Raw genomic sequence first — 24415 nt, forward strand, 5'->3', positions numbered from 1 at the left:
GAAAGTCCGCCATGCAGAAGAAAGCGCCGGTCTATCTCAATGCGCTGCGCGCCTTCGAGGCAAGCGCCCGGCATGGCAGTTTTTCCGCGGCGGCAGAGGAACTCAACGTCACCGCGGCGGCGGTCGGTCAACTTGTACGCGGACTGGAAGAGTGGCTCGGCATGCCACTATTCCATCGCAGCACCTCGGGCAAAACCCGGCTGAAGCTGACGGAGCCGGCGGAAAATGCGCTTCCGGACATTCGCGCCGGTCTCGACAGGCTGGGCATCGGGCTGCAGCGCCTGCACGAATCAACGACGAGCGGCATCCTCAATGTCACCGTCAGTCCCGCCTTTGCGGCCAAATGGCTGATGCCTCGGATCGACCGTTTTCAGGCTAGATGCCCGGACACGGATATCCGGATCGAGACGAGCCTGAAACTTGCCGATTTCAAGGCGCAGGGCCTCGATATCGGCGTGCGCTACGGCGACGGTATATGGCCGGAGCTTATCGCCGAGAAACTGATGGACGAGGATGTTTTTCCCGTTTGTTCGCCCGGTTTTCACACCGCACATGATCTGGCGTCACCACAGGACCTCCAAAACGCGCCTCTCATTCATGATCTGTCCGTTGACCCTTCGGTGGGTTTCATTGGCTGGCCGGCTTGGCTGGAGGCTGCGGGCGTCGCCGGGCCACCGCCACAACGGGGCATGAGGATCAACAACTCGGCCGCTGTGCTGCAGGCCGCGATAGAGGGACGAGGTATCGCCCTGGCGAGAAGCATTCTCGCCCATGACGATCTCGCCGCCGGCCGGCTTCGGAGGCTTTTTCCCGATGTCCGGGTTGCCTCGAAACTGGCCTATTATGTTGTCTACCGAACAGAATATGCCGCGCTGCCTAAACTGAAAGCCTTCCGCGATTGGCTATTCGATGAAGCGCAGGCACGCTTCCTATCGTGAGATAGTTTTTCTTTCCCGCGGCGAAGAAAGTCTCATTTGTCCAAGAGGCGACTTCCGTTGAAGTTTGCGCATGCAAATTGCTGACGGCCGATGGCCGTGCGTGAACCGAAAGGGAAATCATGGCCTACCTCGAAATTACGCTTCAAATCAAGGAAAGCGACCGCGCCGCTGCGGCGAACATCTATCAGAAATACAAGCAATCGTTCCTGTCCGAGATCGCCGGAGCCACATCCAAGGAGTTGTTGATCCGTCCGGATGACGTTCAGGTCCTGCACGGCTTCGACACGAGCGACCATGCGAAAGCCTATCTCGAAAGCGCAATGTTCAACGACGATGTCGTGACCGGATTGAAGCCCCTGCTTGTGGCGGCACCTGAAATCCGCATCTACGAGGTTGCCTGAGGGCCGGCGGAGTGCTCACTTCAGGTTCCAGCAATCAGATGATCCCTATCGGCACCAAACACGTACTCATTGTCGGCGGCGGGCTCTCCGGCCTGGTGACAGCCTACAGGCTGCATCAGGCGGGCCTGCCTATTTGCCTGATCGAGGCCCGCAGCCGTCTCGGCGGCCGCATCCTGTCGGCGGGAGAGGACAACCACGCGTCGGATGATGGCCTCGATCTTGGACCGTCCTGGTTCTGGCCGGATATGACGCCGGAGATTTTGCCTCTTGTCGATGAACTAGGGCTGACATTCATTCCGCAACACACCGATGGCTTGATGCTTTTCCAGCGCTCGCAAGGCGGAATGCCGGAGCGCTATCCTTCATTTCGCCATCAACCTTCATCGATGCGGCTGGCGGGCGGCACCGGCGCCATGGTCTCGGCGCTGGCCGCTCGTCTCCCGCAGGATTGCCTGCACCTCGAATCCCGGGTTACCAATCTCGCCCGCACACAGGCCGGCCTTGCCGTGACAGTTTCGACGGCATCAGGTGTCGAAACAATCGAAGCCACGCATGTCGTCTTCGCATTGCCGCCGCGTCTCCTTGAGGCCACGGTGGAATTCTCGCTACCCCCCCGGAACGCGACACGCGCCCTGTGGCGAGCCACACCGACCTGGATGGCCCCGCATGCGAAGTTTTTCGCCGTTTACGAGCGGCCGTTCTGGCGCGAAGCGGGCTTGTCAGGTGCTGCGCAAAGCATGGCCGGACCGTTGGTTGAAATCCACGATGCGACGACGGCGTCCGGCAAGGCTGCGCTTTTCGGATTTGTCGGCATTCCCGCCCGGAGCCGGATGCAACTCAATGAAAATGCCCTGCTTGCCGCGTCCGTGGCCCAGCTCGGCCAGATATTCGGTGCGGAAGCCCTCCATCCGGTTGCCACGCTTTACAAGGACTGGGCCATCGACACCCTGACCGCGACGGAGCTTGACCTGACGGCCGCAGGACATCCCGCCGGCGGCCAACATGACTGGGTCGATGCGGACTGGAGCGGGTGGATTACCCTCTCCGGCAGTGAAACCGCAGCCAATTCGCCCGGCTATCTGGCGGGAGCCATTGAAGCAGGCGAGCGGGCCGCGGCAGACCTTATTCGCTGCAACTCAGATGTCATTGAACCTGCCTCACCGAAAGGGCAATAGCGCATGAAATCCACCTATAAGGCCGTGCAGATCTCCAGCCCCGGAAAGCTCGAAATTGTCGAGCGGCCGACGCCCTTACCGCCGGCCGGCGAAGTGTTGATCGCCGTGGAAGCCTGCGGCATCTGCGGCGCCGATGCCGGCGACATCGATCGCGCCGACCCGGCACTTCAGCCGCCCCGGGTGCCGGGTCATGAAGTCGTCGGACGGATCGTCGCTCTCGGCGCCGATACGCCGGCGATCTGGAAAATCGGCCAGCGCGTGGGTGTCGGCCGTCTCGGCGGCCATTGCAACGAATGCGACCAATGCCGGCGCGGCCGCTTCAATCTCTGCCGCAACCAGCCCGTATTGGGATCGTCAAGGGATGGCGGCTATGCGGAAATGATGACGGCCAGGGCAACCGGGCTTGTATCGATCCCCGACGATCTTTCGTCGGAGGAAGCGGCCCCCATCCTTTGCGCCGGCATCGCCACCTTCAATGCGCTCAAGAAAAGCGGCGCAGAAGCAGGCGATACGGTGGTCGTCCTCGGCATTGGCGGCCTCGGTCATATGGCGTTGCAATATGCCCGGAAGATGGGATTTCGTGTCATCGCCATTGGCCGCGGTGCGGATATAGCCGAGGTCGCGCTCAGCCTTGGCGCCCACCGATACATCGATACAAATGCCGAAAGCGCGGTCGACATCCTCCGCGGGATGGGCGGCGCAAAGGCGATCCTGACAACGATCGGCAATGTTACAGCGGTCGCCGATCTCATGTCCTCGGTGGCTCCCGGCGGGCTTCTTGTCATGCTCGGTATCGGCAAGGATCCCCTTCCCGTTTCCACCGGCTTCCTCGTCGGCGGCGAGCGCGGAGTGATCGGCTCGATCACCGGCTCTCCCTTCGAAAACGAAAAGACGCTGGATTTCAGCGTCCTGACCGGAATTCGGCCGATGATCGAAACCATGCCGCTGGAGCGCGCTTCCGAGGCGGTGGAACGCATGAGATCCGGCGATGTCCAGTTCCGGATGGTGTTGACCATGGGAGATCGGGCCGATGCTGATCAATGAAGACCTGAGCGTCCCCGTCATCGTCCACGCATCGAGGCTCGACTGGATTCCGAGCCCGGCAGCCGGCGTTGATCGACGGATGTTATATCGCGTCGGAGCGGAGGTGGCGCGAGCAACGTCGATTGTACGTTATGCGCCGGGCAGCGCCTTTCCGCGCCATGTCCATGCCGGCGGCGAGGAAATATTGGTTCTCGAAGGCGTATTTCAGGATGAACACGGCGACTACCCGGCCGGCACCTATTTCCGCAACCCGCCGGGCACGTCCCATGTGCCGGCATCCATCAAAGGCTGCACGATTTTCGTTCGCCTCTGGCAATTTCGTGAAGGCGATGACGTGCAGATCGTCAAACGGGTAGGAGACGCTGTTCAAGGCGCGGCGCGCAGCGGCGGCATATCCTCGCAGCTCCTGTTCGATGATGGGCATGAGCGCGTCTTTATCGAAGAATGGCGTCGGAACACACAGATCCGCGTCGAAAACCCTTCCGGGCTGGAATTTCTCGTCATTTCGGGGAGCATGATCCGGGACGGAGAAATACTGTCCTGCGAATGCTGGGGGCGATTGCCGGCCGGAGCGGATATGGACGTCACCACCGGTGCCGATGGCGTGCGGATATGGCTGAAGCAAGGCCCTCTCCTGCATCCTGACGTGTTGCGCATGCCGGAGTAGGCGCATCGACTGCCGCCACATATGAATAGCTCGATCTGAAGGAATATGACGAATGAACATCGTCAAACCGACACCCTGCGAGGACGCGGGTTCATCGGAATACAAGACCATTGCCTCAAGAAACGTCTGGATATTGACGGCGGCGCAATCCCTTGGCGGGGCCAACTCTCCCATCGTCATTTCACTGGGAGGACTGGTCGGTCAGCAACTGGCCTCAAACCCGGCTGCCGCCACCCTGCCGGTCAGTCTGCTCAATCTCGGGCTTGCTGTCGGAACGCTTCCGGCGGCAGCCATGATGCTCCGGTTCGGCCGCAGGGCGGGTTATCTCCTTGGAGCAATCCTTGGCATCGCAGCCGGTCTGGTGGCGACGGCAGGCATCGTCCAGTCCAGCTTTACGCTCTTTTGCATCGGCACCTTCCTGGCCGGCTTTTATAGCTCCTACGTGCAGAGCTACCGCTTCGCGGCTACGGACGGCCTCACAGGCGCCGATCGCGACAGGGCGATCTCCCGTGTGATGATCGGCGGCCTGATCGCGGCCGTGATCGGACCGCAACTGGTGATCTGGACGCGCGAAGCTTTTCCGGGTCATTCTTTCGCGGGCAGTTTTCTCAGTCAGGCGGTGCTGGCCGGCCTTGCCATACCGGTCCTGCTATACCTCCGCCACCCGCCCCTTTCGGGACTGATACGGGCCGATACGACAGGCGTCCGTCCGCTCTCCGGTATCCTGCTTTCACCGCGCTATATGCTGGCCGTGGCCACAGGTGTCGTGTCTTACGGGCTCATGACCTTTGTCATGACCGCCGCCCCGATGGCGATGGTGGGCCACGGTCATTCCGTCGATTCCGCTGCCCTCGGCATCCAATGGCATGTCCTGGCAATGTTCGGGCCCAGTTTCTTCACCGGTCGTCTGATGGCCCGTTTCGGCAAGGAGCGGGTTGCAGCCGTCGGCCTTCTATTGATTGGCATATCGGCCCTGATCGCGCTCGGCGGTCTCGACATCGCGCATTTCTGGGGTTCGCTGATCCTGCTGGGTATCGGCTGGAATTTCGGCTTCATCGGCGCCACGGCCATGGTCGCGGATTGCCATACGCCGGCAGAGCGCGGCAAGGCACAGGGCGCAAACGATTTTCTGGTCTTCGGAACGGTTGCCTGCGCTTCGTTCTTCGCCGGCTCGCTTCTCTATAATTCGGGATGGGGCAGCATCAACAGGCTCGTCCTGCCCGCCGTTGCGATCATTCTTGTCCCTTTGGTCTGGCAGGCCGCCCGATTGAAGAAGAGCCGATAAACAGAGCGACGAGAGATGACATCCATATCGATCTGGAGATTGGCGTTGGCTTTCATGGCGACATTCGTCACGACAGCAGCACCCGCATTCTTCTCGCCATCCGAAGCGAAGTCGCTTTGTTCGAAAAGTGAAGCCCTGACCGTGCAACTACCGGATCCCGCGTCGGGCCGCCGCTACGAAATCTATATCAGTCTACCCGCAGATTATTCGCAGCGTCCAGAAAGAAACTATCCCCTCTTAGTCATCGCCGATGGCGGCCGCGCCTTTCCAAAGTTGAGCTGCGACGCCCGCCTGCTTGCAGAAAACAGGCAAGTCGAGGAGGCCGTCGTCATCGGCCTTTCCTATGCGCTCGGCGAGACGCTTGAGGACAGCCGCCGTCGCGACTACACGCCTGTAACGCTCCCGGGAAGCGGCAGGATTTATGGCGGCGCGGCCGCCTATCAAAACTACCTGCGCGACGTCGTCCTGCATTATGTCGAGGATCGCTACCGGCTCGCATCCGGCCGCCGCATTTTCTGGGGACATTCCTATGGAGGGCTGCTTGGTGCCCATATCCTTTTGACCGAACCTTCGCTTTTCCAGACCTACATCCTCGGCAGCCCATCCTTTTGGTTCGCCGACGAAGCAATCTACAGGCTCGAAGACGACTACGCCAAAAGGCGCCACCAACTGAACGCGCATGTAGTCTTCTATGTCGGGGGTCTTGAGACGTCTCGCCACGATCCTGCGCGGAAGGGAAAGACGAACGACATGGTCGTCGGCATGCAGAAGTTCCAGTCCCGTCTTCGCTCACGCGACTACGAGGGATTGAATATCTCCTCGAAGATCATGGAGGGCACGGATCATATCAGCGCCGTAAGGCCGGGTTTCATGTGGGGACTCCGGGCGGCACTCGGTGACTGAACGTCCCGGTTGCGACACCGAGCGTCCGAGTTCAACTGGCTAACTTGCTTCGGTTCGCGGAAAACAGATCAGCGCCCGAAGCCCGCCTTCAGCCCGGTTTGACAGTGTGAGCTGCCCTCCATGGGCGCGAATGATGGAGAGGGCGATAGCAAGTCCTAATCCCATTCCGCCTGTTTCCCGGCTGCGTGAGCTTTCCAGCCTGTAAAGCGGCTCGAAAACATGCGTGAGTTCCTCTTCGGGAATACCGGGGCCTGCGTCATCGATCGTGATTTCGATCGTCTGCGGCACCTCATGGATTGCAAGCTCGGCGTGGCCGCCATATTTCACGGCATTGTCGATCAGATTGGTCAATGCGCGTTTCAGCGTTGCCGGGTCGCAGGCGTAGATGATCGGTTGAGCGGCATCCATACACACCACCGGCAGGCCGGCATCGGAAAGATCATCCGCCATGCTCTCGAGCAGGGCCGCAAGGTCCGTCGGACGACGGACCGGCTGTTGTGTCGCGCCGCTTGCGAATTCCAGTGTCGTTGCGACCATTTTATTGAGGTCGGCTATGGTCGAGAGCATTTTCTCGCGCTCGGCCGCATCTTCGACATTCTCGACCCTCAGCCGCAATAGCGTCAGCGGCGTGCGGAAATCGTGAGAGATGGCGGCCAGCATCCTGGTGCGATCATTGATCATGCCACGCAAGCGCGCCTGCATGGCATTGAAGGCGCGTGCGGCCTGCCTGGTCTCGACCGTTCCGACCTCCGGCATCGGCGGCGCGTTCAGGTCTTCCCCCAGCCTCAGGGCCGCCTTTGAAAGCGCTGTCAGCGGTGCCGAGACCCGGCGGACGACCCAGATCGACACCAGCACCGTGATCGCCGCCATGATACCCATCGACACAAGGAAGCGCAGGGAAAAGGCCGTGCCGCTTTCCGGCAGAACCGTTTTAAAGGTCAGCCACTGTCCTTGCTCAACCGGAATGGCAACCTGCAATTCGCGAAATCCCGCGAACGGACCCAAACTACCGAAGCCGGACATCATCGGACTCTCGCCCATGCCGTGCTGCGACATCATTCGCTCCGCCATGTCCACCATCATGCCACGCGGCCGGGAGGCAGAGACCAACGGCTCGGAGGCACCGCTGAGAGCAAGCTGCTCGACAAGCAGCTGTTTCAGTGCCTCTGCCGCCGGCGTGTCGTTGTCGGTTAAGGCTGGCCGGGGCGGCTCCGCCGAAAGCGCGACTTGAAATGTCTCATCGCTGGAATCCTTCGCGATACGGACCCGCCATTCGGTGGGCGCATCACGCACGAGCCGCGTCAGATTGGTGATCCGTTGCGCTATCGCCAAACCGCCGACCGCGCGCACGATCTGCCCGCGGTCGGCGCTGTATATCCATGTGCCGATCAGATGAGAGGCCAGAAGACCGGCCAGGAGCACGAGCAGGGTCTGGCCAAACAGGCTCTGTGGAAGCAGGCGCCTCATTCGGACGTTACCTCTGGCGCAAACACATAACCGCCGCCCCAGACGGTCTTGATAATTTTCGGCGTGGTGGGATCGACCTCGAGTTTTTTACGCAGCCGGCTCACCTGCGTGTCGATGCTGCGGTCGAACGAACCGGCGGCCCGTCCTCGGGCCAGATCCAGCAGTTGATCGCGGCTCAGCACCCGTCCCGGCCTTTCTATCAAAACAAGCAGAAGATCGAACTCGCCGGTGCTGAGCGGCACCGTAATCCCGTCGTCACGCTGGAGTTCTCTTGCACCGGTGTCGAGGCGCCAGCGGTCGAAACAATATTGCCTGGCGCGCCGGGTCTGATCTGCCACCCCGTCATTCTCGCTCCGGCGCAGCACCGCCCTTATCCGGGCGATCAATTCACGGCTGCCGAAAGGCTTCGAGACATAGTCGTCAGCGCCGAGTTCAAGGCCGACAACACGGTCTATCTCGTCTCCCTTGGCCGTCAGCATGATGATCGGGATCGTCGATTGCGCGCGCAACCCGCGACAGAGCGAGAGGCCATCCTCCCCCGGCAGCATCAGGTCGAGAATGATGAGGTCAATGTGAGCATCCACCATGACCTTTCGCATCGCCCGCCCGTCGGCGGCGACACTGGTGCGAAAACCCTCCTTGACGAGCGCGCGCGAGACCAGTTCGCGGATTTCGCGGTGATCGTCGACGATGAGTATATGAGGACTGTTTTGCATGACTTTCCACTTATCCCAATCGTGAAGAGACTGCCGGGAAAAGATGAAACAAGTTTTGCCTGAAAGCCTCTCTGTAACAACTTGTCACAAAAACGCAGCGTCCTGAAAAACTTGGGTGACGTTTACCGCGCCAGATGGTGGCCATTGAACGGCTAAAATCATCTGGAGAAAACCATGAACCGCAGAACGACACTCGCCACGATTTCCATCCTCTCGTTGCTTACTGGCGTGACAACAATGATCCTGTATCACAGTTTCGGCCCGGTTCCGCCCTTCCCGGCACCGGTGAGCTTTAACGGAATGTCACCCATGACCGAAATGAGGAATGGAATGGGCTGGATGATGCTGTTCGGACCGCTCGCCATGCTCCTCACCTTCGGCGGCTTTGTCACCCTGACCGTTTTGTTGATCACCTCGCTTACCCGGTCCCCGGCAAAGCCCGACTGACAGTCGCTGGCTACCCGTTTCGTAGCCTTGGTCCTCCTCCACCGCCGGACCTGAACTCATTGACGGTCCGTTTCAATGAAAATTGCGAGATTGAACATGACACATCCTATCTCACGCCGCGGCTTTCTTGCGGCTTCCGCAGCGACATCGGCAGCATTGCTCTTGCCCGCCCGCGTCTGGGCCGCCCCCAACGCGGCCACGCTCACTGCCACGACACGCACGATCGAGGTGGCGGGACGCGCCGCCACCGTCATGGGACTTGTCAATGCAAAAGGGGAACCCGGACTTACCCTTGATCCCGGACAACGCTTCCGCGTGGATCTGACCAATGGGCTCGACGGAGACACAATCATACATTGGCACGGCCAGATTCCGCCCAATGCCCAGGACGGCGTGCCCAACACCAGCCCGATGCTGCGCCCGGGCGAAACGCGTTCCTATGATTATGCCGCCAGACCAGGCACCTTCTGGATGCATAGCCACATTCCGGCACAGGAGGTCGGCCTTCTCGCCGCACCGCTGATCGTGCGTTCTGAAGCCGATCTTGCCGCTGACCGGCAGGAGGTGGTGCTGTTTCTGCACGACTTCTCCTTCAAGCCGCCTGAGGCCGTGCTCCGCGAAGTGGCAGGCGGAACGGGCATGGATCACGCCGCGATGGGCCATGGCGGTGCGGCGGACCCGAAAGCGATGCCGGAAATGCCGGGTATGATGGACATGGCATCCATGAAGATGGATCTGAACGATTTCGAGTTTGACGCCTATCTGGCGAATGATCGTACGCTCGATGACCCGGACGTGGTGCGCGTCGAACGGGGCGGACGGATTCTCCTGCGGGCGGTGAATGCCTCGTCGATGACGACCTTCTGGATAGATCTCGGGGCCGTACGTGGGCAGCTCGTGGCCACCGATGGCGAAGCCTGTGTTCCGCACGAGGCAACCCGTTTCGGCTTTGCGCCTGGCCAGCGGCTGGACATTGAGATCGACATGCCGGCCGACGGATCGGCGTTGCCCGTACTCTGCCTTCGCGAAGGCGCGCCGCAACGGACAGGCATCATTCTCGCGCCCGCGCGCGCGTCCATTGCCCGGATAGCCGGCACGGCAGACGCGCAACATCCCGCCTTCTCTCGCAATCTCGACCAGGAGTCGACATTGCGGGCCATGACGCCGTTGATGCAGCGCGAGGTTATCCGACGCCATAATGTCATGCTGGATGGTTCGATGATGCCCTATCGGTGGACAATCAACGGCCGAGGCTGGGGCGATCACGCCCCCATCCCCGCCCGCAGCGGCGAGCGGGTGGAAATAACCTTCCACAACATGTCGATGATGGCCCATCCCATGCACCTGCACGGCCATGTCTTTCAGGTCGTCGGTGTCGGCACGCGGCGTATCGCAGGCGCGTTGCGCGATACTGTCCATGTTCCGCCGATGAACAGGGTAACCATCGCATTCGATGCGGGCGAAGCCGCTCCGTGGATGCTCCATTGCCACCACATGGGGCATCTGGAAACCGGCATGATGACAGAACTGCAAGTTCAGGCTTAGTGTGCCGAGGCAAAGGGGCGCCGGCTCACATCCCGGCGCTAACCCGGCCGCTCGTCGTGATTGACATTCAGCATCATGGCAAAGGTGAGCGCCCCATCTCCCGTGCGAGTTCGAGGAAACCTTCGATATAGGACGTCGTCTCCTCGCCACGGCGCACACCGAGGTTGATGCTCTTGCGGATACCCGCTTCGCCAAGGCTGAGCGCCCGGATCGGTAATCCCGCCGCGTCTTCCTGCAAAAGCCAATCCGGCAGCACGGTCACTCCCCTGCCCGCGCAAACGAGTTGCAGCATCAAATCGATGGTTTCGGCGGTACGGTGCCGGCGGGGCCGGCAATGGGCAGGAACCAGAAACTGGGTATATATGTCCAGTCGTTCCAGGGTTACCGGCACGGTGATCAGCTCCTGATCGATCAGATCCTGAGGTAACACAAAACGCCGCGCTGCAAGCGGATGTGCCTCGTGTGCCATCAATACCAATTCATAATCGAAAACGGGCGTGAAGAGCAGGTCCGGCGCATCGACCGGATCCGGGGTGATGAGTAGATCGACTTCGAAGCCCAGGAGCGCTTCAATGCCATCAAAGCGAAAGGCAGTCCGAACGTCGAAATCGACGTCAGGCCAGTGAGTGAGATAGGAAGTGGCAATACGCGACAACCATCGCTGGCAGGGATGGCATTCCATGCCGACGCGCAACGCTCCCCTTCGTCCCAATGCGAAGTCGGTCAGAACCCGTTCTGCATGCTCCATCTGCGGCAAAATTCGCTCTGCGACGCTTAGCAGATATTCGCCCGTTTGAGTCAATCGCAGTCCGCGGCCGGTTTTCGTCCACACCTTGATGCCGTGGCGCTCCTCTAACTTGGCAATCATGTGGCTGAGCGCCGACTGCGTGACATTCAGCTTCTCGGCCGCCGCCGTGACGCTACCGCGGCGGCTGACTTCCCGCAGAATCGCCAGGTGGTGTCGATCGATCATTATGAAAAAACCTCATTGAATAATGAAATCATACCATTTCCACTCATAATGGATTGCAGCTAACCTTTTCGTCAACAGGTGGATCGATGCCAGCCTGAAGGGACGAAAGGACATAGCAGTGACAAAACCGGCGACAGCAGCCCAGCATGCGACAAGCAATGGATTTTCTCCATCGATCTTCGACGAGGTCATCGATCGCAGGAACAGCAACTCGATGAAATGGGCCTATGCGGGCAAGCTGCTGACACCGGACGAAGCTGCCGCCGATCCCCTGCCGATGTGGGTCGCCGATACCGATTTCAAAGCACCTCAAGCCATCATTGACGCACTCCATGAAGCTGTCGAACACGGGGTGTTCGGTTATCCCGGCGGCGCTACGTCATCCTATGTGGACGCCGTAGTCAGTTGGCAGCAGCGACGTTTCGGCTGGGATGTACCGAGGGAATGGGTTCTCCAGACCTCCGGCATCATCACCACGCTGAAGACGGCCGTGCAGGCTTTTTCGGCCCCGGGCGACACCGTCCTGATCCAGCCGCCGGTCTATGCACACTTCCATAACGACGTTCTGCTGAACGGCCGTCATCTGGCCTTTGCGCCGCTCGACTTCACCGGCGACGGCTACCGGTTCAATGAAAAGAGCTTCGAGGCGGCCATACGCGGCAACACGAAAATTTTCATCCTGAGTCACCCCCATAATCCCACCGGAAATGTCTGGTCGGAAGACGAATTGCGCGCAATGGGCGAAATCTGCGCCCGCCATGGCGTGCTGGTCATTTCCGACGAAATCCATGAGGACCTCATCCTCAATCCGGACAGGAAACACATTCCTTTCGCCTCGCTCGGCGAGAAATTCGCGCAAAATAGCATCACCTGCACCGCCCCAAGCAAGACGTTCAATCTGCCCGGTCTGCAAAGCGCCAATGTCTTTGTCCCGAACAGAAGGCTGCGGGAAGAATTGCGCCGTCAATATGAGCGCAACGTCTTCGAGCTGGTGAACGTCATGGGAATGGTCGCCGCAGAAGCGGCTTATGCCCACGGCGAACCGTGGCTAGAGGACATGCTGACCTATCTGCGCGCAAATCACGCACATTTCGCGACATCGATCAACGCAGCGGACCCGCGCCTGAAAGTCCTTCCGACCGACTCCCTCTATCTGGCGTGGATGGATTGCCGCGGTCTTGGGCTGGATGCCGAAGCGCTCAATAAATTCATGCTGACGAGGGCGCGGGTCTGGCTCGATAAGGGCCAGAAATTCGGGATTGAGGGCCATGGCTTCATGCGCGTCAATCTCGGCTGCCCACGCTCCACGGTCGATGAAGCGATCCGGCGCATAACCGCCGCCGTCGCCGGGCTGTGAGGGCGGAGCCTATATCATAGCCTATCGAACACCGTCTCGCCGAACGCGGGATCGAACAGGACCGAATGAAACGGGGAAACGCAACCGACCGGGCCGCGGAGAAATCGGTAAAAGCCACCCGCCGCCGGATCACAACTGGGAGAATAGCAATGAAAATGACGACTGCTCTTGCCACGCTTGCGGCGGCGACACTGACGGCCGGTATCGTTTCAGCCGGCACCATGGCCGATGTTCAGGCGCGTGGCAAACTGAATTGCGGCGTGACCACCGGCCAGCCGGGTTTCTCCGCGCCAGATGCCTCCGGTACCTGGCAGGGCCTGGACATCTCCTATTGTCGCGCCGTTGCGGCGGCCGTCCTCAAAGACCCGAAGGCGGTAAATTTCGTTCCGACGACGGCGCAGACCCGTTTTTCGGCCTTGGCTTCGGGTGAAATCGACATTCTGTCCCGCACGACGACCTGGACCTTTTCACGCGATGTCGATCTGAAATTCACATTCGCGGGGGTGTCGTTTTATGACGGACAGACATTCATGGTTCCCCGGTCTCTGGGGATAAGCTCCGCAAAGGATCTCAACGGCGCAACCGTCTGCATCACCAGCGGAACTACGACAGAACTCAATCTCGCCGAATACTTTAAAAAGAACAACCTCACCTATGAGCCGGTCCCCGTCGAAAACGGCGCTGAAAACCAGCAGAAATATCTGGCCGGCGCATGTGACGTCATGACGAGTGACGGTTCCGATCTGGCCTCGATCCGCTCCAGTTTCGCAAACCCCGATGACCACATCATCCTCGCCGATATCATGTCAAAGGAACCGCTCGGACCGCTGGTCCGCCAGGGAGACGATCAATGGGCCGACATGACACGCTGGACGCTGAACGCCCTCATCTCCGCTGAGGAGCTTGGCATCACCGCTGAGAATGTGAAACAACTCGCGGTCGATTCCGACAACCCGGAAATCAAGCGCCTTCTGGGTAAAGAAGGCGATTTCGGCAAACAGCTTGGTCTTGATGCCGCTTGGGCTGAACGCGCGATCGCGGCCGGGGGAAACTATGGCGAACTCTTCGCCAAAAACCTCGGCGAACACACATCGATCAAATTGTCCCGTGGGCAGAATGCATTGTGGGAACAGGGCGGCCTGATGTACGCGCTGCCGTTTCGTTGATGTCTTCGCGGCGCGGGCAAGCCCGCACCGCATCGCATTTTACGAACAGAACCTCGCGCGACCAGCGCGAACCAAGGTAACCTCCACGCTACATGGTGAGAACTCATGGCTACGAGAAACGCCGCTCGAAACGGGCCGTTTCGCCTCGGCATGCTCCTTCGCGACACCCGTTATCGCAATGGAACGATCCAGGTCATAACCTTCGCCCTTCTGGCAATCGGTCTTTTCTGGCTTGTCGACAACACGGTGCGGAACCTCGCCGCGCTCGGCAAGGATTTCTCCTTTGAATTCCTGTGGCGCACCGCCGGCTATGACATATCGCAACGGCCGATCGACTACTCGAGCGCGAGTAATCATGCCAGCGCCGCATTGGTCGGATTGCTCAATACCCTGATCGTTGCCGTTATGGCGTGCATCACCGCAACTGTGGTGGGCATATTCGCAGGCGTCTTGCGGCTTTCCAACAACTGGATCGTTGGGCGTCTGATGACGCTCTACGTGGAGAGCTTCCGCAATGTGCCGGCACTTCTGTGGATTATCGTCATCGCCGCCATCATGTCCGAGGCCATGCCTGCACCCACCGATTTCCGCGGCGATAACGCTCGCGCCTCCATGTTTTTATGGAACAGCGTCGCGGTAACGAACCGGGGAATCTACGTCCCGTTGCCAGGCTTTTCGAGCAGTCTCGGAAAATTCGATCTCCCCTTTGGGGCCATCAGTCTCGATCTGCTGGCAACGATTGCCGTGCTTGCCGGCTCGTTCGCCATGCACCGCCTCCTCCTCGACAATGCGCGGCGGCGGCAAAGCCGCACCGGCAAGCGTCCCCATATCTGGTGGAAAAGCATCGCCGTTTTCGCAATACCTGTTCTGGCATTGCTGTGCGCGCTCGGCTTCCACCTGCAATGTCCTGAATTGAAGGGACTAAATTTCACCGGTGGCTTGCAGCTTCGAAATTCCCTGATCGCGCTTTGGATCGGGCTCAGCATCTATACCGGGGCGTTTATCGCCGAGATCGTCCGCTCGGGTATTCTTGCGGTTTCGCGGGGACAAACGGAAGCGGCCCATGCGCTCGGCCTGCGGCCGGGACAAACGATGCGTCTGGTGATCCTTCCGCAGGCCCTGCGCATCATCGTTCCGCCGCTCATCTCACAATATCTGAATATCACCAAGAACACATCGCTTGGCCTTGCCGTGGGTTATATGGATCTGCGCTCAACGCTTGGCGGCATCACCATCAACCAGACGGGCCGTGAACTCGAGGGAATGCTGCTGATGATGCTGATCTATGTCTCCATCAGCCTGATCATCTCCGCCATCATGAATGTCTACAATAATCGTATCATGCTGAAGGAGCGCTGAGATGAACGTCCATAGTGTCTCCTGGGTCCGAGAAAACATGTTGCCCCCCTATGAGCGGCCGGCAGGCCAGACCGGTATCGTCCAATGGATGAAGAAGAACCTGTTTAACGGCTGGACGAGCACACTTCTGAGCATCGCCTCGGTGGCGGCGGTTCTCTGGCTCGTATCGGCTATCGCCCCATGGCTCGGCAATTCCATCTGGAAAGCCAATTCGCTTGCCGAGTGCCGGCAGATTCTCGACGGGGCATCCGGCGCCTGCTGGGGTGTCATTCGGGATCGATGGACGCAGCTTTTTTTCGGTTTTTATCCGCCGCAATCCTATTGGCGGCCGGTCGCGGCCTTCGTGCTCCTCCTGCCTGCATTGGCACCTGCCCTTTTTGCAGCCCTGCCCCGAAAGATGCTCTGGTTCAGCGCCGTTTATCCGGGTTTGGTCTACTGGCTGATCTGGGGTGGCTCGTTCTGGTTTCCCGTCACGCTTTATCTTGCCTTCGCCGCTGGCGCGGTCACCATCGCCCTGCTGGCGCGGAAAAACACGGCGGTGGCAACCGCAACGGCAATCTTCACGACCGTGCTCTGGTGGGTCTATCTCGCCGGTCCACTCGCGACACTCCTCGAAAAAGCGGCCCCGGTCTCACTTGAAAGCGTGGCATCGAGGCAAATCGGCGGGTTTCTGCTGTCGATGATTATCGGTGTCACCGGTATCGCGATGTCGCTGCCGCTCGGCATCCTGCTCGCGCTTGGCAGGCGTTCCGGCATGCCCCTCATTCGGACTTTGAGTGTCGTTTTTATCGAATTCATCCGCGGCGTTCCGCTGATCACGCTGCTATTCACGGCGTCGCTCCTCCTCAACTATTTCCTGCCGCCGGGCACGAATTTCGATCTCATCCTGCGTGTCGTCATCATGGTAACGCTCTTTGCCAGCGCCTATATGGCCGAGGTCGTTCGCGGTGGGCTGGCGGCGCTGCCGCGCGGTCAGTACGAGGCCGCCGAAGCGCTGGGACTGGACTATTGGAAAGCGCAACGCCTGGTCATTCTTCCGCAGGCGCTGAAAATCTCGATACCCGGCATCGTCAACTCGTTCATCGGGCTCTTCAAGGACACGACGCTCGTCATGTTCATCGGCCTTCTCGACCCAATCGCTCTCGCCGCCGCCATTCGCGCCAACACCAGTTGGCAAGGCATATATTGGGAACTCTACATCTTCATCGGTGCCGTGTTCTTTGTCTTCTGTTTCAGCATGTCGCGCTACTCCATGTATCTCGAGCGCCGGCTGAAAACGGATCATCATTAGGAGAATATGGATGATCAATACAAACTCGCAACGCGCGCTTTCGCCCGACGACCGGATCGGACTTGCAGGTATCGCCGTCGAAATCACGTCCATGAACAAGTGGTATGGCGACTTCCATGTCCTGCGCGATATCGATCTGACGGTGCGGCGGGGAGAACGGATCGTCATCTGCGGACCGTCCGGCTCTGGAAAATCAACCATGATCCGCTGCATCAACAGGCTTGAGGAGCACCAGTCCGGCAAAATCGCCGTTGATGGCATCGAGCTCTCCAGCGACCTGAAGAAAATCGAAGACGTCCGTCGTGAAGTCGGTATGGTATTCCAGCACTTCAATCTCTTTCCGCACCTGACCATCCTTCAAAACTGCATTCTTGCCCCTGTCTGGGTCCGCAAGTTGCCGGAAAAAGAAGCCCGGGAGCTTGCCATGCACTTTCTGGAGAAGGTCAGGATACCGGATCAGGCGCACAAATATCCTGGCCAATTATCAGGCGGCCAGCAGCAGCGCGTGGCGATCGCGCGATCATTGTGCATGAAGCCGAAAATCATGCTCTTCGATGAGCCCACCTCCGCACTTGATCCAGAGATGATAAAGGAGGTACTCGATACAATGATCGCGCTTGCCGAAGACGGTATGACCATGCTTTGCGTGACCCACGAGATGGGATTTGCACAGGCTGTGGCCGACCGGGTGATCTTCATGGACCAGGGTCAGATCGTCGAGCAAAACGAACCGAAGGCCTTCTTCAGCGCCCCGCAATCCGAACGCTCGCGGGCATTCCTCGGTCAGATATTGGGACATTGAATTTTTGACGGGCTGAAAATGATGACACCGCTATTCAAACCGATCCACCGCGCCGCGATACTGCTCGGTATCGTGCTCATTCTACCCATTGCCGCCGGCGCGACCGATCTCCTGCAGCCGCTCGGCCGCGCGGACCGCCCGGTGGGCTCCGCGACCGCTCCGGTCACGGTGATCGAATACTCATCTCCCACCTGTTCCCACTGTGCGACATACAGAAACGAGACGGCGCCGAAGATCGAGGAGGAATTTGTTGAAAGCGGGCAGATTAGAATTCTGTTCCGGCCTTTGGTTCGCAATAATGTGGACCTTGTTATCTTCATGCTGGCAGAGACGCAGCCGCAACCAAAGCCCGTTCTGGACAGGTTCTACGCCCGTCAGGACGAGATCGCGAACTCCGGTAATCTGGAACAGACGTTACGCGAAATCGCAGCCTCTGTGGGAATCGATCGCGATGCTTTTAATGCGGCGGTGGCGGACCAGTCTGTATTAAACAACCTCAAGACACTTACCAATCAGGCGCAGAACGACTTCAAGGTGGAGGGCACGCCGACATTCTTCATCAACGGCAAGAAAATTACCGGCGCCCCAAGCCTTGAAGCAATGCGGCGCGAGATCGCCGCGGCTCTGGAAAGGAAATAGCTTCTGCTGCCGACTGGCGCGCAGGCCTGACAGCACAATTCGCACGACGAAGAAGCCGCGCCGCTTGCGTTCCTCGTACATCGTATCACTGGCCAGGCGCTGCGGGACCATGTGAGTTATCCGGAGACGGCGGGAATAGGTGGCTTTAAACGCAATCAAGCCCTCCGCGTTCTTCGCTCCAAGTTTAACCTCGGATACCCCTTGCTGGCGGCAGACATCGCTGCCCACTCTCCTGCCCTTCAAATCTCGATAATTTGTGCATTCGTGAACCGCGCACCTTGCTCCGTCAGTCTCCTCACCTCGACGGGCGCTACCGGAATTTGGAGGAGCGGCGCAATCGATGACTATACCTGGTGGGGAGGGAGCGTTCACCAGCGAAGGAATCCGTTGATGCTATCGCGACAAACCGGAAACCATGGGTATCAATTCCACCGGCATGGATCTGGCGACGGAACTCCTGTTCACAAGCTTCAGCGATCACCAAAGCCCCGGCTTTTTTCCAAGGAAACCCAAGAGCCTCGTTCGATGGTCTGACGCGCCGCGTTACGCTTAAACTCTTCGCTGAAATTCGATCTGCTCATGATGATCTTCTTGCCTCAAAATTAGGAAAGAAAGCATCTACAAATCTAGGGGCTATTCAAATTGACCTTTCCTCCGAGGATTTCATGACTCGCCGTGCCTGCCTCCGTTCTCTTTCCCGTTGTTTCAACAGGATGGAGTCACGGCATACGGGAATAATCAAATGAGGGACAGGATTTGTGCAAGCGTTGTGCTAGGCTTAAAAATGACTTCGGCCTCCACTTGGGAGGCCGACAAAGTCTTGATATTCCGGTAAATTTTGGTTGCGGTGGCTCACAACACCCGATTCCTGCGATTGATCGAGCGTCCTTTGTCACTACTTGCCGCGTGGCCTTGATTTAGCCGGAGCGAGTGGCGTGACCATCAGATCGCCTACGCTCACGCATAAAGTAAATTGCTCCTCCATCAATCCGTTTCGCATTGCACATTCTGCCGGCAATTGGCGATCGCGACCATTAGGGGAAGCAGGACGTTAACGGTGAGGTCTCGATGGCGCCGAACCCGCCGTATCGCGACGAATGAAGCGCGCACCGAGGACGACCTTCATGTCCTGCGAGCTGTCCCTGTGCTCGATCGCATCACGCAGCAGCTTGAGGGCATGCCTTCCCGCCTCCTGCGAGAGACCGCTCAACGTCGAAAGCGCTGGATAGGTCATGGCGGGTAACGCATCGTCGCAACCGATGAGGCTCATGTCCCGGGGCACGGCGATCCCCATGGCCGAAAGCCGGGCATGGACACCCTGAGCAGTCAGATCGTCAAACGCCAGAACGGCTGTCACGCCCGTGGTCACAGCCTCTTCTGCCGCCTTCTCGCCCCCCTCGAAGGTGGGTTCGGATAGCTGGATTATCTCGAACCGCACGCCTGCTCCGCGGCATGCTTCAGCCGCCGCCTCAAGGCGCTGCTGGTTCGACCAGGATTCCTTTGGGCCGGAGAGATAGGCAATATCACGATGGCCATTTTCAAGCAGGAAGCCGATAGCATCCCTCACCGCCGCCTGTGTCTCTATCAACACACGCGGCAATCCCGCGATGTCGCGATTGATCAGTGTTATCGGATGCCTTTCGGCATGGGCCCGCACCTGCGCCTCGCTAAGCCGGGTCGAGGCTAGGATGATGCCGTCCGTCTGGCTCGCCAGACGCTGGAAGAGCGTGTTTTCCCGCGCAGCACTTTCTCCCGACGAACCCAGGAAGAGGCAGAGGTCATGAGCGTCGGCCTGCTGCTGAATGGCCTTGATGAGCGGCGGAAAGAACGGGTTGGCAATATCGGGCACAAGCAGCCCGATATTGCCCGTCCGGCCGGTGGAAAGCGCCCGGGCCATATTGTTCGGCCGATAGCCGATCTCCTCGGCAATCGAGAGGATTTGCTCGACCGTTTTCGGACTGAGCAGATCCGGGCGGCTGAACGCGCGCGACACCGTCGAGCGGGAAGTATTCGCTCGCAGGGCGATTTCGTCCAGCGTCGGCTTCGCGCGCTCCTTCGACTTCTGTTCCTTCTTACCAGCGATAGTCCTGCCCCCCGTTTTCGGCGCTGAGAGCGGCCAATGCCGCGATACGACTTGCCAGAAGCGCCTCCCCCGTCGATACCTGCAAAGGCGCTACCCCTGTCAGGGCATCAAGAGCATCCTGAGCTGGCCCGATTGGCGACGGCAGTACCGGCTCCCAGAGGTGGCGCTCATCGGTTTCCACCAGTAGCCGTCCTTCTCCAAACAGAATATCCATACGTCCGCGGGTTCCGACAAGACGCATTGCGTAATCGCCATGCCGGATCGCGGCCTCGGGTTGGCGCCAGTCCATATCGATTACCGCCTGCACACCGGAATCGAGGGTTAGAAGCGCACGTCCCGCCAGGGAAAACGCCCGATGTCCCTCGGGATGGCACGGGCTTTTCCAGCCGCTGATTCGACCTGACGATGCCGCCGTCAGCCACAGGACGAGGTCGATATCGTGGACCGCAAGATCGTTGACGATCGTGCCGTAGAGGGAGGGATCGAAAAACCAAGCAGGTCGCGCCGACGGCAGGAGCTTGTGCGGTCCGGTGGCGGTCACGGCGACGAGATCGCCGATCTCTCCCTCCAGGAGGATTTCCCGCGCCTTTCTCGTCACCGGATAAAAGCGCTTTTCCAGCATCAGCGCCACGCGGTTGCGGCCATTATCGGCCCTTCCGATCCGGTCCACCTCTTCCGCGGTCAAGGCGAGCGGCTTGTCAGCGATAACGAAAATATTCCTTTCAAGGCATGCCTCGATAAGGCCGGCGCGCAGACCGGGCTCGGCAATCACGGCGGCGCCGTCGATTTCGTGCGCAGCAAGAAGCGCATCGAGATCTGCATGGGCCGAAATGCCGAATTTTTCGCTGAAGCTGCGGCGGCGCTCCTCGTCATGATCCGCCACGGCCACAAGCTCGACGTCTTTACGTCCGGCAAGGCCATCAGTGACATAGCTGACATGGCCATGCGCAGCCCCCAGTATGGCAAGTTTTTTCACGGACATCATGCGTCTCCCACGTCACTCATGACAATTCTGCGCCCGGTTTCAGCGGATCGGTAGATCGCGGTGATGACACGCACCGCTTCGAGACCGTCACGGAAGTTAATATCCACCGGACGTCCGTCGCGGATCGCATCACGGATATCGAGCCACTGGTCGACGTGACCGCGAATGCCGATGCCGACCTGACTGCCCGCACCACTTTTGATCGAAGCATCGGCAGCGGCTGGCAGCAACTGATCCGGGAATGTCCACTCAACGACATCCGTGTGATTGATTGCCACGTGACCGCGATCCGTGAACAACATCAACGAGGCAGGGCGCCCCGGAGGCGTTGCCGTGCTGGTGATGATGATGCCCCGCGCGCCGTTTCCGAAGGTCAGAAGGGCCTGGCAGAGATCCTCGCTACCACCGTCGCGTCCCGCGACATTGGTCGCCTCCGCCATGACGCTTACGACCGGACCGAAAAGCCAGAGCATGAGATCAAGCGTGTGGATACCCTGGTTGAACAGCGATCCGCCACCCTGTACATGGAGCTTTCGCCACGGCTTCTCATCGTAGTAGGCATCCGAACGGTGCCAATAGACCTGACCTTCGATGGCAACGGGCCGCCCCAATTCGCCAGAATGTAGACGGCGATGGATATCCTGATGCTGCGCCTCCAGACGTCGCTGCGACATGGTGGAGCAGACAAGGCCCGCCATTTGCGAACGCCGATAAAGATCGATCGCCTCATCGAGATCAACAGCCAGCGGCTTTTCGACAACGACATGCAGGCCCTTATCCAGCGCCGCCCGCGCCGGTGCATAATGGCTGCCGCTCGGCGTGGCGATCACGATCACGTCCAGATCGGCCTCTTCGATCATCGATGCAGCATCGGGGAAAAGGCACACGTCCTGCGGCGCGGCGAAGAGTTCAAGCTCCTCTGCGGTACCGCCTGCGACGGCGGTCAGCGCGATACCTTCAACGGCACCGATTGCATCGCGATGGACCCTGCCAATTGTTCCAGGCCCAACCAGCCCGACCTTGATGACCGACACATCTGTCTCCTTCCTGAGCGAGGGCATTATAGACGATATCTATGCAACCGATTTCAGAAAATTTTGCAATAGGCATTACGCTAAAATTATAAAATTATTGGAATTAACAGCATTTCAGAGCTTTTAACAAAATAATTTGCATAAAAATACTATTGACTTATGCAAGCGGTTGCATTTCTCTGAAACCAGCAAATGAGGAGTTTACATATGTCATCGTCATGGCAGGTCGATCGTCTCGTCATCCGAAGCGAAGCGTCGCGCAGCGATATGGCCAAAACGGCCAGCCTTGATCTTGCCGCCACCCTGCACCAGCTTCTCGCCGCAAAGGATCGCGTTTCGGTCATGTTCGCCGCCGCTCCCAGCCAACAGGACACGCTTGCCCTCCTTTGCCGGGAAAAGGCCATCGACTGGTCGCGGATCACCGCCTTCCACATGGACGAGTATATCGGGCTTGAGGCCGGCCATATGGCGCGTTTCGCCAACTGGCTCGACAGGTATCTCTTCTCACACCTACCCTTCGGCGCCGTACATCGCATCGAGCCGCATCGCTTCGCATCACCCGAAGCCTGCGCTACCGATTATGCCTGCCGCCTCGCTGCTGAGCCGCTCGACCTCGTATGCCTAGGTGTCGGCATCAACGGCCATCTTGCCTTCAACGATCCGCCGGAAGCGCGGTTCGACGAAAAAGAAGCGGTGAAGGTCGTGACGCTTGCGCAAGACTGCCGCGCGCAGCAGGTGGAAGACGAATGTTTCGCCCAACTGACCGACGTGCCGCAACGGGCGATCACCGTTACCATTCCTGCACTTCTTGCCGCAACCAGCATGATATGCATCGTGCCCGGTGCACTCAAAAAGGAGGCGGTGACCCGCATGCTGACGGGACCGGTTACGGAAGATTGCCCCGCGAGTATTCTGCGCACCCATAATCAGGCGCGGCTCTATATCGACAGTGATTCCATGCCCGACGTCGACAGGAGGGCCGCATGATTGTCGGACGCGACGCCCTCAACGGACAGGTTATCGGCCTTGCCGTCGAAAACGGCATGATCGCAGCTCTGCACCCTATCGAGGAACACAACGGTGAGGATCTTCCTTGGCTCGCGCCGGGTTTTGTCGATCTGCAGGTGAACGGTTGGGGCGGCCATGATTTCAATCATCAGGATATCACGGAAGAGTCGGTACTCGCCATTGCAGCGGGGATGCGCAGCCAGGGCGTCAGGGCATTCCTGCCGACGCTGATCACTGCATCGATCGACACGATCTGTAATGCTCTTTCCGTCATCGCGACCGCCCGCAAGAAACATCAATGGCTTGCCGGGATGATCCCGGGCATCCATGTCGAAGGCCCTTTCATCTCACCCGAAGACGGCGCACGGGGCGCGCATCCACGGGAACATGTCCGATCCCCTTCCTGCGAGGAGTTCGACCAGTGGCAAAGGGCCTCAGGCGGAATTGTGCGGCTTGTGACGCTCTGCCCGAAGCAGGCCGATGCCCGCACTTTCATTCATCACCTGCGCAACGCGGATTGTCTTGTTTCGATTGGGCATTCCTCGGCCGAAAGCGCTGATATCGCCGAGGCATCGCGGGCGGGAGCCGGCTTCAGCACCCATCTCGGCAACGGCATCTCGCAGACATTGCCGCGTCATCCGAACCTGATATGGGCACAACTCGCCAATGACGGGTTACAGGCAATGTTTATCGCCGACGGCCACCACCTGGACCGGGTAACCCTCACCGCCATGTTGAGAGCAAAGGGTGTGCAACGATCAATCCTTGTCAGCGATATGGTCGCGCTCGCGGGCATGCCGCCGGGCCGCTACCGGCAGCCGGTCGGCGGTGACGTGGAGCTTTCCGCCGAGGGCCGCCTCTCCATGGCGGGTACGCGAATGCTCGCCGGCGCGGCAAAACCGCTTTCTGATGGTGTCGCATTGGTCGCCGCCCTGGAAGGGTTCAACCTTGAGGATGCGATCACCATGGCCGCAGTCAATCCGGCAAAGGTGCTCGGCCTCGAAACCGGTCTGCGCGAGGGTGCCCCGGCGGATTTCGTCGCCTTCCACTGGGCCCCGGGAGAAACGGGCCTGCGTTTTTGCGAACCGGCATCAGGGGCGGAACCTTTCACCTCTCAACAATCATAATGG

Annotated in this window: 23 protein-coding genes; 17 read left to right on the plus strand and 6 right to left on the minus strand. The window is 59.4% G+C overall.

Features of this window, described 5'->3' with window-relative positions:
• The first annotated feature begins 11 nt into the window (after positions 1 to 11).
• The 7 genes from gcvA (at position 12) to N434_RS14545 (ending at position 6413) form a co-directional block, all read left to right on the plus strand.
• Positions 12 to 938 (plus strand): transcriptional regulator GcvA, encoded by a 927-nt coding sequence (gcvA, locus tag N434_RS14515; RefSeq protein WP_110758928.1) that lies wholly within the window; start codon positions 12 to 14, stop codon positions 936 to 938.
• Between the two features lie 119 nt (positions 939 to 1057).
• Positions 1058 to 1339, plus strand: a complete 282-nt coding sequence (locus N434_RS14520) for a hypothetical protein (RefSeq protein WP_110758829.1) — start codon at positions 1058 to 1060, stop codon at positions 1337 to 1339.
• Positions 1340 to 1377: 38 nt separating this feature from the next.
• Positions 1378 to 2514: a flavin monoamine oxidase family protein gene (locus N434_RS14525; protein WP_110758831.1), complete on the plus strand. Its 1137-nt coding sequence runs from the start codon at positions 1378 to 1380 to the stop codon at positions 2512 to 2514.
• 3 nt (positions 2515 to 2517) lie between these two features.
• Positions 2518 to 3558, plus strand: coding sequence for an alcohol dehydrogenase (locus N434_RS14530; RefSeq protein ID WP_110758833.1), 1041 nt, complete (start codon positions 2518 to 2520; stop codon positions 3556 to 3558).
• Positions 3545 to 4225, plus strand: coding sequence for a cupin domain-containing protein (locus tag N434_RS14535; protein ID WP_110758930.1), 681 nt, complete (start codon positions 3545 to 3547; stop codon positions 4223 to 4225). Before N434_RS14530 ends, N434_RS14535 begins: the two co-directional genes overlap by 14 nt.
• A gap of 52 nt (positions 4226 to 4277) precedes the next feature.
• Positions 4278 to 5510 (plus strand): MFS transporter, encoded by a 1233-nt coding sequence (locus tag N434_RS14540; RefSeq protein ID WP_110758835.1) that lies wholly within the window; start codon positions 4278 to 4280, stop codon positions 5508 to 5510.
• Positions 5511 to 5564: 54 nt separating this feature from the next.
• Entirely contained in the window at positions 5565 to 6413 is an 849-nt protein-coding gene (locus tag N434_RS14545; protein WP_181423979.1) for an alpha/beta hydrolase, read from the plus strand.
• Between the two features lie 39 nt (positions 6414 to 6452).
• Here the strand turns inward: N434_RS14545 and N434_RS14550 are convergent, their stop codons facing one another.
• Both N434_RS14550 and N434_RS14555 read right to left on the minus strand, forming a co-directional pair.
• Positions 6453 to 7880, minus strand: coding sequence for an ATP-binding protein (locus N434_RS14550; RefSeq protein ID WP_210206047.1), 1428 nt, complete (start codon positions 7878 to 7880; stop codon positions 6453 to 6455).
• The gene (locus tag N434_RS14555; protein ID WP_110758838.1) at positions 7877 to 8596 is read right to left on the minus strand and encodes a response regulator; all 720 of its coding nucleotides are present in this window, start codon (positions 8594 to 8596) and stop codon (positions 7877 to 7879) included. The genes N434_RS14550 and N434_RS14555 overlap by 4 nt, the downstream gene beginning before the upstream one ends.
• 174 nt (positions 8597 to 8770) lie before the next feature.
• On the opposite strand from N434_RS14555, the gene N434_RS14560 reads away from it, so the two are divergent.
• Together N434_RS14560 and N434_RS14565 are read left to right on the plus strand one after the other, a co-directional pair.
• Positions 8771 to 9043 carry a hypothetical protein gene (locus N434_RS14560; RefSeq protein WP_110758840.1) on the plus strand — a complete coding sequence of 91 codons (273 nt, stop codon included), beginning with the start codon at positions 8771 to 8773 and terminating at the stop codon, positions 9041 to 9043.
• Between the two features lie 96 nt (positions 9044 to 9139).
• Positions 9140 to 10588 (plus strand): multicopper oxidase family protein, encoded by a 1449-nt coding sequence (locus N434_RS14565; RefSeq protein WP_110758842.1) that lies wholly within the window; start codon positions 9140 to 9142, stop codon positions 10586 to 10588.
• 73 nt (positions 10589 to 10661) lie between these two features.
• Here the strand turns inward: N434_RS14565 and N434_RS14570 are convergent, their stop codons facing one another.
• Positions 10662 to 11561: a LysR family transcriptional regulator gene (locus N434_RS14570; RefSeq protein WP_110758844.1), complete on the minus strand. Its 900-nt coding sequence runs from the start codon at positions 11559 to 11561 to the stop codon at positions 10662 to 10664.
• A 118-nt stretch (positions 11562 to 11679) separates the two neighbouring features.
• Here N434_RS14570 and N434_RS14575 point away from each other — a divergent pair, with 118 nt between their 5' ends.
• The 6 genes from N434_RS14575 to N434_RS14600 all read left to right on the plus strand — a co-directional run bounded on the left by N434_RS14575 (position 11680) and on the right by N434_RS14600 (position 18175).
• Positions 11680 to 12918 (plus strand): MalY/PatB family protein, encoded by a 1239-nt coding sequence (locus N434_RS14575; RefSeq protein ID WP_286172260.1) that lies wholly within the window; start codon positions 11680 to 11682, stop codon positions 12916 to 12918.
• 149 nt (positions 12919 to 13067) lie between these two features.
• Positions 13068 to 14084 carry an amino acid ABC transporter substrate-binding protein gene (locus N434_RS14580; RefSeq protein ID WP_110758846.1) on the plus strand — a complete coding sequence of 339 codons (1017 nt, stop codon included), beginning with the start codon at positions 13068 to 13070 and terminating at the stop codon, positions 14082 to 14084.
• Positions 14085 to 14189: 105 nt separating this feature from the next.
• Positions 14190 to 15443 carry an amino acid ABC transporter permease gene (locus N434_RS14585; protein ID WP_110758847.1) on the plus strand — a complete coding sequence of 418 codons (1254 nt, stop codon included), beginning with the start codon at positions 14190 to 14192 and terminating at the stop codon, positions 15441 to 15443.
• A 1-nt stretch (position 15444) separates the two neighbouring features.
• On the plus strand, positions 15445 to 16734 hold the full coding sequence (locus tag N434_RS14590; RefSeq protein ID WP_110758848.1) for an amino acid ABC transporter permease: 1290 nt from the start codon (positions 15445 to 15447) through the stop codon (positions 16732 to 16734).
• Between the two features lie 10 nt (positions 16735 to 16744).
• Positions 16745 to 17536 (plus strand): amino acid ABC transporter ATP-binding protein, encoded by a 792-nt coding sequence (locus tag N434_RS14595; protein ID WP_110758849.1) that lies wholly within the window; start codon positions 16745 to 16747, stop codon positions 17534 to 17536.
• Between the two features lie 18 nt (positions 17537 to 17554).
• Complete coding sequence (locus N434_RS14600) at positions 17555 to 18175, plus strand: DsbA family protein (protein ID WP_110758850.1); 621 nt, start codon at positions 17555 to 17557, stop codon at positions 18173 to 18175.
• Between the two features lie 1051 nt (positions 18176 to 19226).
• Here N434_RS14600 and N434_RS14605 read toward each other — a convergent pair.
• The 3 genes from N434_RS14605 to N434_RS14615 are packed head-to-tail and all read right to left on the minus strand — an operon-like array spanning position 19227 to position 22277.
• Positions 19227 to 20258: a LacI family DNA-binding transcriptional regulator gene (locus N434_RS14605; protein WP_110758852.1), complete on the minus strand. Its 1032-nt coding sequence runs from the start codon at positions 20256 to 20258 to the stop codon at positions 19227 to 19229.
• A complete protein-coding gene (locus N434_RS14610; RefSeq protein ID WP_286172261.1) occupies positions 20248 to 21240 on the minus strand; it encodes a Gfo/Idh/MocA family protein in 993 nt (330 codons plus the stop codon). Before N434_RS14610 ends, N434_RS14605 begins: the two co-directional genes overlap by 11 nt.
• Positions 21240 to 22277, minus strand: a complete 1038-nt coding sequence (locus tag N434_RS14615) for a Gfo/Idh/MocA family protein (protein WP_181423980.1) — start codon at positions 22275 to 22277, stop codon at positions 21240 to 21242. The genes N434_RS14610 and N434_RS14615 overlap by 1 nt, the downstream gene beginning before the upstream one ends.
• Positions 22278 to 22484: 207 nt before the next feature.
• Here N434_RS14615 and N434_RS14620 point away from each other — a divergent pair, with 207 nt between their 5' ends.
• Both N434_RS14620 and N434_RS14625 read left to right on the plus strand, forming a co-directional pair.
• Positions 22485 to 23264: a 6-phosphogluconolactonase gene (locus N434_RS14620; protein ID WP_286172262.1), complete on the plus strand. Its 780-nt coding sequence runs from the start codon at positions 22485 to 22487 to the stop codon at positions 23262 to 23264.
• Entirely contained in the window at positions 23261 to 24412 is a 1152-nt protein-coding gene (locus N434_RS14625) for an N-acetylglucosamine-6-phosphate deacetylase (RefSeq protein WP_065117914.1), read from the plus strand. The genes N434_RS14620 and N434_RS14625 overlap by 4 nt, the downstream gene beginning before the upstream one ends.
• The last annotated feature ends 3 nt before the right edge of the window (positions 24413 to 24415 follow it).

The organism is Rhizobium sp. UGM030330-04 (genome assembly GCF_003208455.1).
GTDB classification, from domain to species: domain Bacteria; phylum Pseudomonadota; class Alphaproteobacteria; order Rhizobiales; family Rhizobiaceae; genus Agrobacterium; species Agrobacterium rhizogenes_A.